Origin of the sequence: Nocardiopsis terrae, assembly GCF_014651695.1 — a bacterium.
Lineage (GTDB): Bacteria > Actinomycetota > Actinomycetes > Streptosporangiales > Streptosporangiaceae > Nocardiopsis > Nocardiopsis terrae.
This window is the reverse complement of the sequence record NZ_BMXJ01000007.1, coordinates 1-18,073: the sequence shown is the minus strand read 5'-3', so window position 1 is coordinate 18,073 and position 18,073 is coordinate 1. Positions and strand designations below refer to the sequence as shown.

Here is an 18,073-nt window from a genome sequence, read left to right as displayed (position 1 = left end):
GAGGTGACAGGCAGTTCACCGCTGTGGTCAAAGCGGTCAAGACGCAACCGTCCTCGCTAGCCCGGTGGGAGTCCGGCCGAGCGGATGGACAGGTCCCTTCGATTAACAGCCTCGATCGCCTGCTCGCCCACTACCAAGTGAGCGAGGAGGAGACGGCCCTCCTCATGGACCTTCGCAGCGTGGCAAAGACTCCCGGGTGGTGGCAGAGCCATGAGGTGGAGAAGCACTACGGCACGTTGATCGGGCTTGAGGCAGCCGCCTCGGACATGTCCACCTACCAAGTCCAGCTGATCCCGGGTCTGCTCCAGACCGAGGACTACGCCCGATCTGTCATCACCGCAGGCGCCGCCTCATGGCGAGGCACAGATGAAGAGATCGAAGACCTCGTCAGGGTGCGCATGAGGCGGCAAGAGGACTGGATCAGTCGCGGGGCTCCTCACCTGTGGGCCATCGTTGGCGAGGCCGCAGTCAGGCAGGCTGTGGGAGGGCCGGGTGTGATGCGCGACCAACTGGCCCACCTCCTAGACTTGAGCCACAGACAAACCCGCATCACCCTGCAAGTTCTGCCGTACTCTGCCGGAAGCCACACGGCGATGGAAATGGCCTGCTTTGCGGTGCTGGACGTGGAGGAAGCGGAGTTGTCGACCGTGTACGTGGAGGGTCCCACCGCGAACCTGTTCCTGGACTCGCCGGAAGACCTCACCCGCTACCGGCGAATCTTCGAGCACCTACGCAAGTCAGCTCTCGGCACGGTGGACACCCGGGCCCTCTTGACCGATGTAATGGAAGGCTTCACCGATGACACCCCTTGAGTTCCGCACCTCCTCCTACTCCGGGAGCCAGGGCGACTGTGTCGAAGTCGCCGATCTGCCGGGCGAGCACCTGGTCCGCGACACCAAGAACCGTGCCGCCGGACATCTCGCATTCGTCGGCCCCGAATGGGCCGCTTTCCTGTCAGTCGCCCAGAATGACCAGAAGTAGGCTCAGCTGAACAGCCCCGGACGTCGGTCCGGGGCTGTCGGTGTTTCGCGGTCATTCGCTGGTCTGCGACCAGTACCCGCGCCACTCCTCCTCGGTGAGCTCACGCGGCTCGCGGCCGTCCGCCCGCGCGGCCTCCTCCGCCGCGCGGACCCGGGCGTCGAAACGGCGCGCGGCCGAGCGCAGGTCGGTCTCGGCGTCCCGGCCCTGGTCCCGCTCCGCGGCGACCGCCGCGAACAGCTCCCCGCCCTCGGCCCCGTCGTCACCCACCAGGTCGGCGGGGAAGCCGTTGCGCACGGCCCGCTTCTGGAGCTCGTAGGCGAGCAGCACCGCGGGTTGCGCGAAGGGCACCCCGTCCAGCACCGAGGTCTCACCGCTGCCACCGTTGGCCTTCGCCTTCTCCGCACGCTCGGCCGCCTTGATGGCCTCCCAGTTCGACCACACCTCGTCGGTTCCGGACACCGCCACCCCGCCGAACACGTGCGGGTGGCGCCGGGTCATCTTGTCGATGATGGCGTCGGCGACGTCGTCCACGGTGAAACGCGCCGGATCGCCCTCAGGGCGTTCGGCACCGATCGCGGCGTGGAAGACCACCTGGAGCAGGACGTCGCCGAGCTCCTCGCGCAGCTGCGGGTAGTCGCCGTCCTCGATGGTCTCCAGGGTCTCGTAGGACTCCTGGATCAGGTACTTGGCCAGGGACTCGTGGGTCTGGGAACTGTCCCAGGGGCACTCCCGGCGCAGCGTCTCCATGACCTCCACCAGGCGCAGCACCCGGTGCCCGGGCGCCGGGGCGCCCCCCTCCGCGGCCTCGACCGCACCGTCCGGGTTCGACGCTTCGCTCATGTCAGTCCTCACTCACGTGCTGGTCGGCGACGGGGAGCCAGCCGCCCTCGCGCAGGGCCGCCATCACCCGGGCCACGGACTCGGCGGGGTCCGCGTCCACGGTGTCGACCACCAGGTCGGCGTCGACCGGCTCCTCGTAGGGGTCGGAGATCCCGGTGAACTCGGGGATCTCCCCCGCCCGCGCCTTGGCGTACAGGCCCTTGCGGTCGCGGGCCTCGCACTCCTCCAGGGGGGTGGCCACGTGCACCAGGAAGAAGTCCCCGAACTCCTCCACCATGGCACGCACCTCGGCCCGGCCGACGGCGTACGGCGCGATCGGTGCGCACACGGCCACCCCGCCGTGCCGGGTGATCTCCGAGGCGACGTAGCCGATACGGCGGATGTTGAGCTCGCGGTCCTCCCGGGAGAAGGTCAGCCCCTTGGAGAGCATGCGGCGCACCACGTCGCCGTCGAGCAGGGTCACCGTGCGCCCGGAACGGCGGATGCCGTCGCACACACCCTGGGCGATGGTGGACTTCCCCGAACCCGACAGGCCGGTGAACAGCAGGGTGAGGCCGCGTTCGGTGCGCGCCGGGCGCAGCCGGGCCAGTTCGGCGCCGACCCGGGCCGGGGTGAACCAGGAGGGCAGTTCACGGCCGTGCGCCAGCTCCGCCTCGACCCGTGCGTCGGGCAGCTCCCCGAGCGCGGCCCGGGGGTCGACGTGCGTCCGGGGCTTCCAGAGCTCCTGTTCGGTGTCGTACCGCCAGGGTTCGGGGTCCAGGACGGTCAGCGGCGGCCTGAGCGCCATCACCCGTTCGGTCTCGGGCCCCTGCTCTCCGACCTCGGCCAACAGGTGGGTGGCCCCGTAGGCGGCGGCGACGTGGGCGGCCAGGGCGACGTCGCGTTCGGTCCAGGTGCCGCCGAGCTTTCCGGCCGCGCGCGCCTGGGAACGGGGCAGGGTGACCACGACGAACGAGCTGCGGGGCAGCAGCGGTTCGGCGGCCAGTACCGCGGCGGCCAGGCCCTCGTCGTGCAGGCCGGTGTCGATGACGACCAGGATCTCGGTGCGTTCCCCGTCACTGCCCAGGGCCTCGGCCTCGGCACGGATCTGGTGCAGGGCCCGGTGGTGCAGGGGCCGGTCGGTGACCACGGCGAGCAGGGGCTGGTCCGCGCAGGGTTCGAGGCCGCGCTGGGCGCGCACCTCGGCGGGCGTGGGGCGCAGCTCCCGCAGAACGCCGTACGTGGGCGGACGCAGCAGGCTGACGTCTCCGGCCAGGTGGTGCCGGGCCACCGCGGCACCGCTCTCCCCGGTGCCCTCCCGCGACTCCCAGCTCTCCCGTACCGCCAGTTCCGCCAGGGGGGCTCCCTCCAGATCGGTGAGGGTGAGCCGTTCCTCTCCCACCAGCTCCTCCGGTACCTCCAGGGTGACCGGAACCGGCCAGGGCCGGCCGTCGGGCAACCGCCCCCGGTCCGCCACCGACACCGCCTCCTCCCGGGTCATGAACCCGGGCAGCGGGTAGGCGCCGCTGAGGATGAGTTCCAGGTGGGCGAGACCGTCCGGACCTGGGGCGAAGACCGGAGCGGCCTGCCGGCCGGTGTCCTCGACCGACCCGCTCCCCTGCCTGTGGGCACTCACCACGCGCTTCCTCTCCTCTGGCTGTCCACTCGGATCCGTCGACTCGGATCCGGCCGCGAAATGCGTGCGCCCAGCGTATGCCCGACGGGGGCCCCGGCCCGTCGGCACGGCGGACGCTCCGGAATAGAGCCTGTTCGGAGCAGGTTCACATGAACACGGCCCGCCCCGGTCCCCGGGTCCGGGACCGTGGGGCCGTCGCGCCGGTTCCGAACCGCCGACCCCGCGAACCCGGCCCGCACCCGACGGGCGGACTGGATAAGCTGAGGGGAGCCGGGTGACCCGGGCCCTTCTGCCACGGCCGCCCGCACCGTCACCGCCCACGTACGGACCGCCCCCAGCGACCCGCGGGGCGGCGGCAACCGTGCCCGCCGCACACACGCGGGTGCCGGTGCCGGGGCACATCACGGAGGGGACCGCGGCTGCAACCGCCTCGCCACCGCACGAACCGCAGGACGCGACGCCTGAACCGGACCACTCCCATTTTCTGGTGCTATGAGCCTCATTGGACTTCTCGCCGACGTCTCCAAGGACCCGGCACTGCACAGCGCGATCGAGACCGCCCGAAGCGGCCGCGATCCCCATCTCGACCTCGTCGCTCCGGCGGCGCTGCGCCCCTTCATGGTGGGGGCGCTGGCCGCCGACGCGCCCGTGGGCGCCGAACGGCCGGTACTCGCCGTCACCGCCACCGAGCGGGAGGCCGCCGACCTGACCGACGCGCTCGGCTCACTGCTGCCCGCGGACTCGGTGGCGCTCTTCCCCGCCTGGGAGACCCTGCCGCACGAACGGCTCTCCCCGCGTTCGGACACCGTGGGCCAGCGCCTGGCGGTACTGCGCCGACTGGCGCACCCGGACCCGTCCGACCCGCTCACCAGCCCGCTGCGGGTGGTGGTGGCCCCGGTCCGCAGCGTCCTGCAGCCGCTGGTCGCCGGACTCGGGGACCTGGAGCCGGTCCGGATCCGGCCCGGTGACGAGGTCGCGCTGGAGGACGTGGTCAGCGCCCTGACCAACACCGGCTACGCCCGCGTGGACCTGGTGGACAAACGCGGCGACATGGCCGTACGCGGCGGCATCCTGGACGTCTTCCCGCCCACCGAGGAACACCCGCTCCGGTTGGAGTTCTGGGGCGACACCGTCGACGACATCCGCTACTTCCAGGTCGCCGACCAGCGCTCCATCACCCCTGTCGAGGGCGGCGACGGCGCCGGCCCGCGTACCAGCGCCGCCTCCGGCCTGTTCGCGCCGCCGTGCCGGGAACTGCTGCTCACCGACACCGTCCGCGAGCGCGCCCGGGCCCTGGCCGCCGAGCACCCCTCGCTGGCCGAGGTCCTCACCAAGATCGCCGACGGTGTGTCGGTCGAGGGCATGGAGGCCTTCGCGCCGGTACTCGCCGAACGCATGGAGCCCTTCCTGACCCACCTGCCCCCGAACGCCATGGTGGTGGGCTGCGACCCCGAGCGGATCCGCACCCGGGCCGTGGAACTGGAGGCCACCAGCGCCGAGTTCCTGGACGCTTCCTGGATCAACGCCGCGTCCGGCGGAGAGGCCCCCATCGACCTGGGCGAATCCGCCTACATGTCGATCTCCGAGCTGCGCACGACAGCCGCGGACCTGGACCTGCCCTGGTGGGGGCTGACACCGTTCAGCTCCGGCGAGGAGAAGGGCCCGGCCGAGGAGGACGACGCGGTCGTGGTGGGCGCGGTGCCCGCCGACTCCTACCGCGGCGACACCGAGCGCGCCCTGGCCGACGTCAAGGGCTGGCTGCACGACAACTGGAGCGTCGTGCTGGTCACCCAGGGGCACGGCCCCGCCGAACGCCTGGTGGCGATGCTGCGCGACGCCGGGCTGGGCGCGACCCTCACCGCCGACCTGGCCGAAGCGCCCAAGGAGGCGATCGCCACCGTCACCACCGGGCTGGTCGACCACGGGTTCCTGCTGCGGTCGGTGCACACTGTGGTGCTCACCGAGACCGACCTGGCGGGCCAGAAGTCCTCCACCCGCGACATGCGCCGGATGCCCAGCAGGCGCAAGGGCACGGTCGACCCGCTCCAGCTCAAACCCGGTGACTACGTCGTGCACGAACAGCACGGCGTCGGCCGGTACCTGGAGATGGTGAGCCGGCAGATCCAGGGCGCCACCCGTGAGTACCTGCTCATCGAGTACGCGCCGTCCAAGCGCGGCCAGCCCGGTGACCGCCTGTTCGTGCCGACCGAGCAGCTCGGCGAGGTCACCCGGTACGTGGGCGGTGAGGCACCGACGCTGTCCAAGATGGGCGGCGCCGAGTGGACCAAGGCGAAGAGCCGGGCACGCAAGGTCGTCCGCGAGATCGCCGGGGACCTCATCCGGCTGTACTCGGCACGGCAGGCCTCGCCCGGGCACGCCTTCGGCCCGGACACCCCGTGGCAGCACGAACTGGAGGACGCCTTCCCGTACGTGGAGACGCCCGACCAGCTGGCCGCGATCGACGAGGTCAAGAAGGACATGTCGAAGTCGGTCCCGATGGACCGGCTGATCTGCGGCGACGTGGGTTACGGCAAGACCGAGGTGGCGGTGCGCGCCGCGTTCAAGGCGGTCCAGGACGGCAAACAGGTCGCCCTGCTGGTGCCCACCACCCTGCTGGTCCAGCAGCACCTGTCGACCTTCACCGAGCGTTACGCCTCCTTCCCCGTCACCGTCAAACCGATGTCGCGGTTCCAGACCGACGGCGAGGTCGAGGCGACCCGGGAGGGGTTGCGCACCGGCGAGGTCGACGTGGTCATCGGCACGCACCGGCTGCTGTCGGCCGAGACCCGGTTCAAGGAACTGGGCCTGATCATCATCGACGAGGAGCAGCGCTTCGGCGTCGAGCACAAGGAGGCCCTGAAGCGGCTGCGCACCCAGGTGGACGTGTTGTCGATGTCGGCCACACCCATCCCGCGCACCCTGGAGATGGGTCTGACCGGCATCCGTGAGATGACCACGATCCTCACCCCGCCGGAGGAACGCCACCCGGTGCTCACCTTCGTGGGGCCCTACGAGGAGAAGCAGATCACCGCGGCGATCCGGCGCGAGCTCATGCGCGAGGGCCAGGTGTTCTTCGTGCACAACCGGGTGGCGTCCATCGACAAGGTCGCGGCGTCCATCAAACGCATGGTGCCCGAGGCCCGGGTGGCGTACGCGCACGGCCAGATGAACGAGCAGCAGCTCGAGAAGGTCATGGTCGACTTCTGGGAGAAGAACTTCGACGTCCTGGTCTCCACGACCATCGTCGAGTCCGGTCTGGACGTGCCCAACGCCAACACGCTGATCATCGACCGCGCCGACACCTACGGCCTGTCCCAGCTGCACCAGCTGCGCGGCCGGGTGGGCCGTGGCCGTGACCGTGCCTACGCGTACTTCCTGTACCCGCCGGAGAAGCCGCTGACCGAGACCGCCTACGAGCGGCTGGCTACGGTGGCACAGCACACCGAGATGGGCGCGGGCATGTACGTGGCGATGAAGGACCTGGAGATCCGGGGCGCGGGCAACATCCTGGGCGCGGAGCAGTCCGGGACGATCGCGGGCGTGGGATTCGACCTGTACGTGCGCATGGTCGGCGAGGCCGTCGCCGAGCTCAAGGGGGACCCGGAGGCGGCCGCCGAGGTCGAGACCAAGGTCGAACTGCCGATCAACGCGCACATCCCGCACGACTACGTGCCGGGCGAGCGGCTGCGCCTGCAGTCCTACAAGCGGATCGCGAGCGTCGCCAGCGAGGAGGACATCCTCGCCGCCTACGAGGAGCTCACCGACCGGTACGGCACCCCGCCGCAGCCGGTGGACAACCTCATGGCGGTGGCCCGGTTCCGGGTGCTGGCCAAGTCCGCCGGGTTGGCGGACGTGGTCATGCAGGGCAACCAGATCCGGTTCTCCCCGGTGGAGCTGCGCGAGTCCCAGGAGTTGCGGCTGCGGCGGATGTACCCCAAGTCCATCCGGAAGGAGGCCACCAGGACCCTCCTGGTCCCGGTCCCCAAGGCCGGCGGGCTGGGCGGCAAGCCGCTGCGCGACCTGGAACTGCTCAAGTGGTGCACCGACCTGGTGAACGCGATCTTCGAGCCGGAGAAGCGCCGGGCCCAGCCGAAGGGCGAGTAGCCGGGCGAAGGCGCGGGCGGAGGGCACTGTCTTCGGGCCGTGCCCTCCGCCCGTGTCCGTGTCCGTGGTGGGAACGTGCGCTTGGAACCGTCAGGCAACGGGCATGGTGCGCCAGGAGGCTTCCATGACTTCGAGACACGCCCCCGAAGAACAGCGAACGTCGACGGAGCGCACGAGAACCCTTCCCGCGGCGGGCGCGGCCGTGCTCGTGGGCGCGGCCGCACTGCTGGGCTGGACCTCCTGGGAGGCGGCGGTCCCCGACCTCCTCGCGCACAGGGTCTTCCTCCTCGCCTGCCTGGTGGCGGTCGGGGTGCTGGCCCTGCGCCTGGTCACTCCCCTGCCGGGCCGGACGGTCCGGGCCGTGACCCTGGGCGCCCTGGTCGGAGCGGCCGTGGGCACCACACCGTGGCAGGCGCTGGCCGAGGTGTTCTGGTACCAGCTGTGGTGGTCCGTTCCGCTCGCCGTCGGCCTGGCCCTCATGCTGCGGGAGCCGTCCACCCCCTCCGCCGGGACCTGAGCCGGCCCCGCTGCCCGGGGCGCGGCTAGACTGCCCGCCATGTCGAGACAGCGCGCTCCCCGGGCCGACCCGCGCAGACGCGGTTCCCGGTGGGCGGGCGCGGCATGCCTGCTGCTGGTCCCCCCGGGGTCCTTCGGGGCGCACCGGGAACTGACCTCCTCCTTCGTGGATGTTCCGGAGGCGGCCTTCGCGGCGCTGACCGCACTCCTGGGCGCCGTGCTCGGACTCGCCCTGCTGGTGCCGCTCGCGTGGCTGAAGTGGTGGCCCCTGGGCGTGGCGCCCCTGGCCCTGGGTTTCCTCGGCACCGGGCTGACGCTGCTCTGGGACCCGGCCGCGGCGGTGAACACGGAGTTCGCGAACTCGCGCAGGAACTCCACCGGGGGTGTCGTACTCACCGGGGTGTTCCTCCTCCTGCTGGGCGCGGGCGGGCTGGCCGCCCTCGTGGCGCCGCTCCTGCCCCGGGCGCGCCGCCGGTCCGCCGAACCCCGGCAGCTCACCGCCCGCGCACCGTCACCGGACATGACCCCCAAGCAGCGGCGCCGGGCACGCAAGCACCGGAACCGGGCGACCGGTAGCCGCTGACCCCTCAGCCGTTCCGGTCCGGCTCCTCCGGTGCCGTCGCCTCGTAGGTGATGCCGTACATCTCCTCCTCGGCTTCCTCGTCGGCCCTACGGCGCCACCAGCCGCCGCCCCCGGCCCGTTTCTCCGCACGCCGTTGGGACCGGAGCTCCCGGCGGGCCTCCCTGCGGGCCCGCCACTCGGCGGCCCTGTCCTGTCTGCGGGCCTGCCGTGCCCGCTTCAGCTCGGCCCTGCGCTCGACAATGGTCTGCTCCCGTGGCTGCTGGACCGGCTCCTCCTCGCGGGGGCGCAGCGCCGTGACCGTGGCCAGCCCCTTGCCCACCGGCACGTCCTCGGGCAGCTCCACCACCGGCTGGGAGGGTTCGGAACGCTCCGCCCCGGCCTGCTCCCGCCGGGTGGCGGCCTCCCGGGACAGCTTGCGCGTGTACCACCAGTTCGCTATCCACGCCGCCACCGCCGCGGCCACACCCACCTCCAGTGCGGCCACCAGACCGACCTGCCAGGCCGAGGGGCCCATCTCGGTGAGCCGCTGGGCCCCCAGCGACCCGCCCGCCAGTCCTGCCAGCGCCGCGCAGAGCATGCCCGTGGTCACCCCGCACACGAAACCCCACAGGGGGGCCGCCTCACTGACCACGTCCGGTGCGCTGCGCTGGGTCAGTACTCCGCCGATAGCGCCCGCCGCGAACGGCACCGCCAGCGCGGCCAGGGACAGCGCCGGGGCGGCCCCGTTCTCGGGCAGCGCCGCGAGCATCGGCAGCGAGGGCAACGCGCCCACCGACACCCCGGTCGGTGCGACCTCCGTCCCCCCGCCCATGGCGAAACCGGGCCCGAGCGCGTAACAGACCGCGAAGACCACCGCGTTGGGCAGGTAGGCCAACTGGACGATCAGCAGGAGCGCACCGCCGACCACCCCGGGGGCGAGCACGCGCGTGGCGTCGATCGCCTCGGGCAGGCTCACCGCCAACGCCACCAGGAACAGCACCAGCCCCCCGGCCAACAGGACCCCCGTCGAGACGAGCATGCCCACCAGGAGCGACCGGGACCGTGCGGGCATCAGGTCGAGCAGGTCCTGGACGGCCACCCCCTTCTCCCGCATCAGCTGGCGGAGCACACCCAGCCCGCCGGCGAGGAACGCGATCACGAACCCCATCAGGAGGGCGCGCGGCATGCTCGGAACGACCTCGTCGGTCCGTGCGAGCAGCGCGAGCGTGCCGGCGATCGCCGCGTAGGGTCCGGCGATCGCCAGCGCCGCCCGGTAGACGTGGCGCAGGCGCCCGATCTCACAGTTGCGGGCCAGCCAGTGCCCGAACCGGTACAGCACCAGGCCCGGCAGCAGTACCAGCCCCAACGGAAGCAGACTGATCTGGCCCTCCGCGATCGAGAAGGACACGTGGTGTCCCACCAACCAGGCCAGGACGGCACCGCGCAGCAGGTCGGCGATGTCCTCGCCGAAGGTGTCGTGGGGGGCGGCGACCCAACCGATCATGGTGAGGGTGACGATCACCGCCAGCCCGATACCCGCGGCCGAGGCGGCGGCGATCCCCCCGGTGGAGTAGACCGGGCGGGGCGCACCCTGGAACGCGGGGGCGGCACCGCCGCGGGACGGGCGGCCTCTGGCAGGGGGAGTTCCTGGCGTACTCACCCGACTTATGCTGCCAGGGACCGGAATGCTCCGTGGTATCCCGGCCGCGCGTGTCGTGTCCGCATCGGCCGTGCCCCGGCTCCGTCCGGAACCGGAAGCAAACGCGATACGTCGTAAGATGAGAGCCCGGTCACCCCCGCACGAAGGACACCATATGGGAGAGCTCGAACCCGACCACCGCTACCGTCTGTCCGACACCGAACGCGACGAGGCGCTCGGAAACCTGCGGTTGGCGTTCGAGGAGGGGCGGCTGGACACCGAGGAGCACGAGCGCCGGACGGACGCGGCGCTCCGGGCGGTCAGCAACACCGGTCTGATCCCGCTCTTCGAGGACCTGCCGCGCAGACTGGTCCCCAGCGCCGTCACCGCACCCGAACCGGTCGGCCCGGCACCGGCCGCCGGCTCCCCCGCCGTCCCCGGGCCGCGGGAGGGCGAGGTCGCCGAGAGCGCGTCGGAGTCGTCCGCACCAGCCAAACGCGAAGGCCGCGGCCCCAACATGAACGGCCTGATCTTCCTCGGCGGGTTCTTCTTCATCCTGTGGGGAATCCCCGCGATCACCAGCGGCAGCGCCGGCGCCCTGATCGGCTGGGCGATCTTCATGGTGGTGTTCATGGTCCCCGCCGTCACCGTCGCCACGGTGCAGGGTCTGCGCCGACGCGCGGAGAACCGCCCCGAGACCGAGAAGTGACCCGGCCGGTCCGTCGGGGCGACCGGACGGCGGCCGACACACGAAACGGCTCCGCCCCGCCTACCGGTGATCCGGTGGCGGGGCGGAGCCGTTCGCGAACGACGAGCCCGGGGCACGGCCCCTGGGACTAGAAGAGCTCGCGCGCCAGGTTGGCGGTCTCGCTCGGGGTCTTGCCGACCTTGACGCCAGCGGCCTCGAGGGCCTCCTTCTTGGCGGCGGCCGTGCCGGAGGAACCGGAGACGATGGCGCCGGCGTGGCCCATGGTCTTGCCCTCCGGGGCGGTGAAGCCCGCGACGTAGCCGACGACCGGCTTGGTCACGTTCTCCTTGATGAACGCGGCCGCGCGCTCCTCGGCGTCGCCGCCGATCTCACCGATCATCACGATCACGTCGGTGTCCGGGTCGGCCTCGAAGGCCGCCAGGGCGTCGATGTGCGTGGTGCCGATGATCGGGTCGCCACCGATGCCGACGGCGGACGAGAAGCCGATGTCGCGCAGCTCGTACATCATCTGGTACGTGAGCGTGCCCGACTTCGAGACCAGGCCGATACGGCCCGGCTTGGTGATGTCGGCCGGGATGATGCCGGCGTTGGACTGGCCCGGGGTGATCAGACCGGGGCAGTTCGGGCCGATGATCCGGGTCTTGTTGCCCTTGGAACCGGCGTAGGCCCAGAAGGCGGCGGTGTCGTGGACCGGGATGCCCTCGGTGATCACGACGGCCAGACCGATCTCGGCGTCGATCGCCTCGATGACGGCGTCCTTGGAGAACTTCGGCGGAACGAAGATCACGGTGACGTCGGCGCCGGTGGCGGCCATGCCGTCGGCGACCGAGCCGAAGACCGGGACCTCGGTGCCGTCGAAGTCGACCTTCTGGCCGGCCTTGCGCGGGTTCACGCCACCGACGACGTTGGTGCCCGACGCGAGCATGCGACGGGTGTGCTTGGTGCCCTCAGAGCCGGTCATGCCCTGGACCAGCACCTTGCTGTCCTTGTTCAGGAAGATAGCCATGGTGTTTTCGTCCCCTACTTCGCCGCGAGCTCGGCGGCCTGAGCGGCAGCGCCGTCCATCGTGTCGACCCGTCGAACGGCCGGGTGGGCGCGCTCGTCGAGGATCTGGCGGCCCAGCTCGGCGTTGTTGCCGTCCAGGCGGACGACCAGCGGCTTGCTGACGTCGTCGCCGCGCTTCTCCAGCAGCTCCAGCGCCTGCACGATGCCGTTGGCCACGGCGTCGCAGGCGGTGATGCCGCCGAAGACGTTGACGAACACGCTCTTGACGGCGGGGTCGCCCAGGATGATCTCCAGGCCGTTGGCCATGACCTCGGCCGAGGCACCGCCACCGATGTCGAGGAAGTTGGCGGGCTTGACCCCGCCGTGGTTCTCACCGGCGTAGGCGACCACGTCCAGCGTCGACATGACCAGACCGGCACCGTTACCGATGATGCCGACCTCGCCGTCGAGCTTGACGTAGTTGAGGCCCTTGGCCTTGGCGGCGACCTCTAGCGGGTCACCCTCCGCGGCGAAGGTCAGGCTCTCCAGGTCCTGGCGGAACTCGGCGTTCTCGTCCAGGGTCACCTTGCCGTCGAGGGCGACGACCCGGCCGTCCTTGGTCAGGATGAGCGGGTTCACCTCCGCGAGGGTGGCGTCCTTGCCGACGAAGGCGTCCCAGAGCTTGGTGATGATCTCCGTGGCACCCGCGACGGCGGCCTCGGGCAGCTTGCCCGCCTTGACGATCTCCGCGGCGACGTCGGCCGGGGCGCCCTTGAGGGCGTCGATCGAGATCTTCGCTACCGCGTCGGGGTTGGTCTCGGCGACCTCCTCGATCTCCACGCCGCCCTCTTTGGAGCAGATGGCGAGGAAGTCACGGTTGGCGCGGTCGAGCAGGAAGGAGAAGTAGTACTCCTCGGCGATGTCACTCGCCTCTTCGACCAGGACACGGTGGACCGTGTGGCCCTTGATGTCCATGCCGAGGATCTGCTCGGCCTTGGCCTGGGCGTCCTCGGGGTCGTCGGCGACCTTGACGCCGCCGGCCTTACCGCGGCCACCGGTCTTGACCTGGGCCTTCACGACGACGCGGGGCTTGCCCGCGGCGGCGAACTCATCAGCGATGGCACGCGCCTCAGCGGCCGTGCTCGCCACCTTCCCCTGGGGTACGGGAACCCCGTACTCTGCGAAGAGTTGCTTCGCCTGGTATTCGAACAGGTCCACGAGGGTCCGTCCTTGTAACTCGCTGGCTCAAGTGTGTACCGGGGTGGCGTGTCCGGATCGGCGGTGACGTACTGAACAGGTGTCACACGACGCAAACCCCGCTGGGGTTGAGCCGCCTACTCAGGATCGAGATCGCCGCGGCGTTGCCACCCGCGACATGCGAAAGCTTAGTCGCCCGCGATCCGACCGCCGGACACCGGGGCGGCGTTGCTCCGGCGGATCAGGGCCCAAAAGCCGCTCATGCGGCACCGGAACGGCCCCCGCATGGGAATTTATGTGACCAGTGACACCCCGGATAACACCGTTCCCGGGCACTTTCGCCCAGCATCGGGCTTCTACCGGGGTGCGACGAACGTCACGGTGCGGTCAGGCCGCGTGCGCGGGCCGGATGTTCTCGCGCACCCACTCCGCGATCTCCGCGGTGGGCGCCCCCGGTGTGAAGATCCTGGCGACACCCATCTCCTCCAGCGCCGCGATGTCGGAGTCGGGGATGATCCCCCCGCCGAACACCCGGATGTCGGTGGCGTCGTTCTCCCTCAGCAGCTCCATGACCCGGCCGAACATGGTCATGTGGGCGCCCGAGAGCACCGACAGCCCGATGGCGTCCGCGTCCTCCTGCAGAGCTGCCGCCACGATCATCTCGGGTGTCTGGCGCAGACCGGTGTAGATGACCTCCACCCCCGCGTCCCGCAGGACCCGGGCGACGATCTTCACGCCCCGGTCGTGCCCGTCCAGTCCCGGCTTCGCGACGACGACCCGTGCTGCGGCCTCGGCCATGGCGTACCCCTCACTACGTTCCCCCGCGCGCACCCGGCGCCCCTTGTGAGGGCCTCCCGGACACCCGGAGTGGAGATGATGAACTCGTGTGAAGAGTAACTCAGGTCACTTACGGATGCCGGGCGCGGGTGCGGGTATCTTCCGGGACATGGACGACCACGTGACCGGTTTCGAGCAGACCAGCACCGAAGACCTGCGCGAACGCGCCGTGGAGCTGGCACGGCAACGGTGGGACGTACGTTTCTTCTGGCGGTTGTTGGGCCTGATCCCCGCCGCGGAGGCCGTCGCGGGCAACATGGACGCCAGCGAGGCCAGCGTCGCCCAGGCGTCCGGCTTCCTCTACGAGGCGCTCTCCTCGGAGAACGACCCCGAGGTGCAGGAGGCGCTCCGCCCCGTCTACATCCAGTACCTGGAGGAGCACGGCACGGCGGCGCGGAGCGGAGGCGAGGAACCGGGAGGGAATCGGGCACAGGACTGACCCCCTCGACCGCCATGTCCGAAAACCGCCAGCACCGAAGCTCCTCCGTCGGTGAACATGGTGGTTGTGATGGACGACGAACAGCGCTACCGCGCGGTACACAGCAGGGACGCCCGCTTCGACGGTGTCTTCTACACCGCCGTGCGCACCACGGGCATCTACTGCCGCCCCAGTTGTCCGGCGGTGACCCCGCGCAGGGAGAACGTCCGCTTCTACCGGACCGCGGCCGCCGCGCAGGAGTCGGGGTTCCGCGCCTGTAAGCGGTGCCGCCCGGACACCGTGCCCGGGTCACCCGAATGGAACGTGCGCGCCGACGTGGTGGGCCGGGCCGTCCGGCTCATCCACGACGGCGCCGTCGACCGGGGCGGCGTGGGTGCGCTCGCCGACGCCCTCGGCTACAGCGAGCGCCAGCTGAACCGGCTGCTCAGCGCCGAGGTCGGAGCGGGGCCGCTGGCCCTGGCCCGGACCGAACGTGCGCACACCGCCCGTGTCCTCGTGGAGACCACGGACATGCCGATGGCGGACGCCGCCTTCGCGTCCGGGTTCGCGAGTGTGCGGCAGTTCAACGAGACCGTGCGCGCGGTGTTCGACCGCTCCCCGTCCCAGATGCGGGCCGCGGCGGGCCGGGGCGGCGGGCGTGCCGCCGCTCCGGGCTCGATCGCGCTGCGGCTGCCCTACCGGGGCCGGATCGACCTGGACGGGATGCTGTCCTTCCTCGGCGACCGGGCCGTCCCGGGGGTGGAGGAGTACTCCGGCGGCGTGTACCGGCGGACGCTGCGGCTGCCGCACGGGCCCGCCGTCGCCGAACTCTCCCCGGGTTCCGGGCACGTGCTGTGCCGACTGCGGCTGACCGAACCGCGCGACCTGTCCAGCGCCGTGCGCCGCTGCCGGAGCCTGCTGGACCTGGACGCCGACCCGCAGGCAGTCGGGGAGGTGCTCGGCCCGGACCCCGTACTGGGCCCGGTCCTGCGACGGCACCCGGGGGTGCGAGCCCCGGGGCACGTGGACCCGGCGGAGCTGGCGGTCCGGGCGGTCCTGGGCCAACAGGTCTCGGTCCGGGCCGCGCGTACGCTGGCGGGACGCCTGGTGGCCCGGTTCGGAGAGCGGCTTCGGACGCCGGACGGCGGGCTCACCCATACGTTCCCCACCCCCGGGGCCCTGGCCGCCGCCGACCCCTCCGACCTGTCCGTCCCCGTTGCGCGGGGCCGGGCCCTGGTGTCTGTGGCGGGGGCGATCGCCTCCGGCCGGGTGGTTCTGGGGCCGGGCTGCGACCGTGACGAGGCGGAGCGGCGTCTGGTGGAACTGCGCGGGATCGGTCCGTGGACCGCCGGGTACGTGCGGATGCGCGGCCTCGGGGACCCGGACGTGTTCCTGCCCACCGACCTCGGCGTACGCCGGGCCCTGGACCGGGCGGGCGCCGCGAGCCGCGAGACCAGGGCTTGGAGCCCGTGGCGTTCGTACGCCACCCACCTGCTCTGGGCCTCGCTCAACGAAGAACAGCACCGAGAGGAACCAGGATGAACACCGAACTTCCGCTGGATCTGCCCCAGGGGCCGGTCGCCCCGCCGAGGCGCACCGCGACACCGTTCCGCGAACCGCTGCCGGGGCCGACCCGCTACACCACGGTGGACTCCCCGCTGGGTGAGCTGCTGCTGCACGGCGACGGCGAGGCCCTGGGCGGCGTGCTGACCCCGCCCAGGGACGGTGTCGAACGGTCGGTCCCCCAGGACTGGGTGGCCGAGTCGAAACCGTTCACCGAGGCGGCCCGGCAGCTGGCCGCGTACTTCGCAGGGGAGCTCCGGGAGTTCGACCTCCCCCTCGCCCCGGCCGGAACCCCCTGGCAGCTTCGGGTGTGGCGGGCCCTGACCACCATCCCGTACGGGGAGACCGCCGGTTACGGCCAGCTCGCCGGGGAACTGGGCAAGCCGACGGCCTCCCGCGCGGTGGGCACGGCCAACGGCCGGAACCCGATCAGCGTCATCGTCCCCTGTCACCGGGTCATCGGCGCCAACGGAAGCCTGACGGGCTACGCGGGCGGGCTGGAGCGCAAGGAGTACCTGCTGACCCTGGAGCGAGCGGGCCGGGGCGGGTGAACCTCGAGTTACACCCCTTGTCGGGGAATGAGCACGTGCTTACTCTGCGGTAGCAACAATCAAAGGTTGTGCTCAGACCCCCGCTCCCCCAGGAGAAGCGTTGACACCTCCCGCCTCCCGACGTGCCTCGTTCCTGCCCTTCGCGGTGACCGCCGCGACGGCACTCCTCGTCTCGGCCACCGCCACCCCCGCTGCTGCCCAGACCCCGACACAGCCGCTCAGCGCCGCCGACAACGTGGAGGTCCTCGGTATCGACGAGGGCCTCCCGGCCGCCTTCGGCGCGGCCCCCGCCAAGGAGTCCCTGGCCGACTCCGTCATCGAGGACGTCCTCGGCCTGCGCGCCACCGAACTCTCCACCCTCGACGCCCAGGACCGCGACGTCCGGGTCGACATCAGGGAGGCCACCGACGGGGCGGCCTTCGGTGTCGCCATCGTCACCGCCCCCGAGGTCGAGGGCGAGGACCCCTACGCCTGGCTGTTCGCCGCCGAACTCGACGGCGCCGTCTGGTCCGTGGGTCTTGAGGGCACCGAGGAGTTCTCCGAGATCCTCGCCGACTCCTCACTCCTGGACACCGAGGAACGCGAAACCGTCGCCGCGTCCGCCGACCCCAACCGGATCTCCGCCATGGCCTACACCGGGGTCGGCCTGCCGTTCTCGATCGGCACGTCCATGGTGATGACCGGCGGTCCCCACGGTTTCAGCGGCGGTCCGCCGTACAGTTCCGTGGACTTCGCCGGCGGCAACGGCCAGGCCCGTGCGGCCCGGGGCGGCTACGCCTACTCCCTGTGTGACGGCTGGACCCGGGTCATCCACGACAACGGGTACTCCACGGACTACTACCACCTGGAGAACTACCAGTGGTTGCCGGGTAACAACGTCGGCACCGGCCACTACCTCGGGACCCAGGGCAACAGCGTCTGCGCCGGCGGTTCCAGCACCGGGGCCCACATCCACTTCGCCCTGCGCGGTTACACCGATCCGAACGCCGCGGGCTGGTACGTGGCGCTGAACGGCCTGACCCTGGGCGGCTGGACCTTCGTCGAGGGCGCGTCCTACGGGGGCTACGCCTACCGGAACGGTGTCGGCACCGTCTACCCGGGCGGCTGGATGTACAACTACGGCTTCTGAAGCTTTCCCCCTGGGGTGCCGCATTTCCCAGGCTTCCCCACCCCAGGGGGTTGCCGCGCTCGTCAGGCCCCCGCACCCCAGGGGGTTCAGGCCCCCACCACCCGCTGTTTGAAACCGCACCCGGGCGGGTCCCTGCACCCCCACCCCACCCCCACCCCCGCCACGGTGATCTTGCTACCAGAAGCAACCTCAGCGCCGACATCGCTTCTGGTAGCAAGATCACCGCAACAAGAACAGGGCCCACCCCGCCAGAAGAACACCCCCCGGGAGAACACCCCTCCGGGAAGCGCACCCCGGGAGAACACCCCCGGGAAGCGCACCCACCCCCAAGGATTCACATGTTCACAAACCAGGACACAAAAAAGAAGAAGGGGAGAGGCCGCCACAACAGCGACCCCTCCCCTCCTTCTCTTCAAGAAAAACCGTGG

General features: G+C 71.2%; 16 protein-coding genes. 10 read left to right on the top strand and 6 right to left on the bottom strand.

The features are described 5' to 3' along the window. A partial coding sequence (locus IE195_RS20000) for a DUF5753 domain-containing protein (RefSeq protein WP_229826334.1) occupies window positions 1-812 on the top strand: 812 nt, incomplete at its 5' end. Continuing rightward, window positions 799-981, top strand: a complete 183-nt coding sequence (locus tag IE195_RS19995) for a DUF397 domain-containing protein (RefSeq protein WP_191273800.1) — start codon at window positions 799-801, stop codon at window positions 979-981. The genes IE195_RS20000 and IE195_RS19995, both read left to right, overlap by 14 nt. A gap of 51 nt (window positions 982-1,032) precedes the next feature. Here the strand turns inward: IE195_RS19995 and IE195_RS19990 are convergent, their stop codons facing one another. Further along, window positions 1,033-1,821, bottom strand: coding sequence for a nucleoside triphosphate pyrophosphohydrolase (locus IE195_RS19990; RefSeq protein ID WP_191273798.1), 789 nt, complete (start codon window positions 1,819-1,821; stop codon window positions 1,033-1,035). Between the two features lies 1 nt (window position 1,822). Continuing rightward, on the bottom strand, window positions 1,823-3,439 hold the full coding sequence (gene cysC, locus IE195_RS19985; RefSeq protein ID WP_191273796.1) for an adenylyl-sulfate kinase: 1,617 nt from the start codon (window positions 3,437-3,439) through the stop codon (window positions 1,823-1,825). A gap of 489 nt (window positions 3,440-3,928) precedes the next feature. Between cysC and mfd the strand changes: the two genes are divergently transcribed. The 3 genes from mfd to IE195_RS19970 all read left to right on the top strand — a co-directional run bounded on the left by mfd (window position 3,929) and on the right by IE195_RS19970 (window position 8,639). Next, window positions 3,929-7,540: a transcription-repair coupling factor gene (gene mfd, locus IE195_RS19980; protein WP_191273794.1), complete on the top strand. Its 3,612-nt coding sequence runs from the start codon at window positions 3,929-3,931 to the stop codon at window positions 7,538-7,540. 124 nt (window positions 7,541-7,664) lie between these two features. Then, window positions 7,665-8,057 (top strand): hypothetical protein, encoded by a 393-nt coding sequence (locus IE195_RS19975; protein ID WP_225942540.1) that lies wholly within the window; start codon window positions 7,665-7,667, stop codon window positions 8,055-8,057. A gap of 39 nt (window positions 8,058-8,096) precedes the next feature. Further along, entirely contained in the window at window positions 8,097-8,639 is a 543-nt protein-coding gene (locus IE195_RS19970) for a hypothetical protein (protein WP_191273792.1), read from the top strand. Window positions 8,640-8,643: 4 nt separating this feature from the next. On the opposite strand, the gene IE195_RS19965 is transcribed toward IE195_RS19970, so the two are convergent. After that, window positions 8,644-10,278, bottom strand: coding sequence for a cell division protein PerM (locus tag IE195_RS19965; protein WP_229826332.1), 1,635 nt, complete (start codon window positions 10,276-10,278; stop codon window positions 8,644-8,646). A gap of 154 nt (window positions 10,279-10,432) precedes the next feature. On the opposite strand from IE195_RS19965, the gene IE195_RS19960 reads away from it, so the two are divergent. Continuing rightward, window positions 10,433-10,966 carry a DUF1707 SHOCT-like domain-containing protein gene (locus tag IE195_RS19960; RefSeq protein WP_191273790.1) on the top strand — a complete coding sequence of 178 codons (534 nt, stop codon included), beginning with the start codon at window positions 10,433-10,435 and terminating at the stop codon, window positions 10,964-10,966. Between the two features lie 127 nt (window positions 10,967-11,093). Here IE195_RS19960 and sucD read toward each other — a convergent pair whose 3' ends face one another. The 3 genes from sucD to icmB all read right to left on the bottom strand — a co-directional run bounded on the left by sucD (window position 11,094) and on the right by icmB (window position 13,945). After that, complete coding sequence (gene sucD / locus IE195_RS19955) at window positions 11,094-11,972, bottom strand: succinate--CoA ligase subunit alpha (RefSeq protein WP_191273788.1); 879 nt, start codon at window positions 11,970-11,972, stop codon at window positions 11,094-11,096. A gap of 14 nt (window positions 11,973-11,986) precedes the next feature. Further along, the gene (gene sucC / locus IE195_RS19950; RefSeq protein WP_191273786.1) at window positions 11,987-13,168 is read right to left on the bottom strand and encodes an ADP-forming succinate--CoA ligase subunit beta; all 1,182 of its coding nucleotides are present in this window, start codon (window positions 13,166-13,168) and stop codon (window positions 11,987-11,989) included. 366 nt (window positions 13,169-13,534) lie between these two features. Next, entirely contained in the window at window positions 13,535-13,945 is a 411-nt protein-coding gene (icmB, locus tag IE195_RS19945; RefSeq protein ID WP_191273784.1) for a coenzyme B12-dependent isobutyryl CoA mutase small subunit, read from the bottom strand. A gap of 148 nt (window positions 13,946-14,093) precedes the next feature. On the opposite strand from icmB, the gene IE195_RS19940 reads away from it, so the two are divergent. From IE195_RS19940 to IE195_RS19925, 4 genes are all read left to right on the top strand, one after another. Then, complete coding sequence (locus IE195_RS19940; RefSeq protein ID WP_191273782.1) at window positions 14,094-14,423, top strand: hypothetical protein; 330 nt, start codon at window positions 14,094-14,096, stop codon at window positions 14,421-14,423. A 69-nt stretch (window positions 14,424-14,492) separates the two neighbouring features. Next, window positions 14,493-15,944, top strand: coding sequence for a DNA-3-methyladenine glycosylase 2 (locus IE195_RS19935; protein WP_225942541.1), 1,452 nt, complete (start codon window positions 14,493-14,495; stop codon window positions 15,942-15,944). Then, complete coding sequence (locus IE195_RS19930) at window positions 15,941-16,516, top strand: methylated-DNA--[protein]-cysteine S-methyltransferase (RefSeq protein ID WP_191273780.1); 576 nt, start codon at window positions 15,941-15,943, stop codon at window positions 16,514-16,516. The genes IE195_RS19935 and IE195_RS19930 overlap by 4 nt, the downstream gene beginning before the upstream one ends. 100 nt (window positions 16,517-16,616) lie before the next feature. After that, a complete protein-coding gene (locus IE195_RS19925; protein WP_191273778.1) occupies window positions 16,617-17,645 on the top strand; it encodes a M23 family metallopeptidase in 1,029 nt (342 codons plus the stop codon). Window positions 17,646-18,073 lie beyond the last annotated feature (428 nt).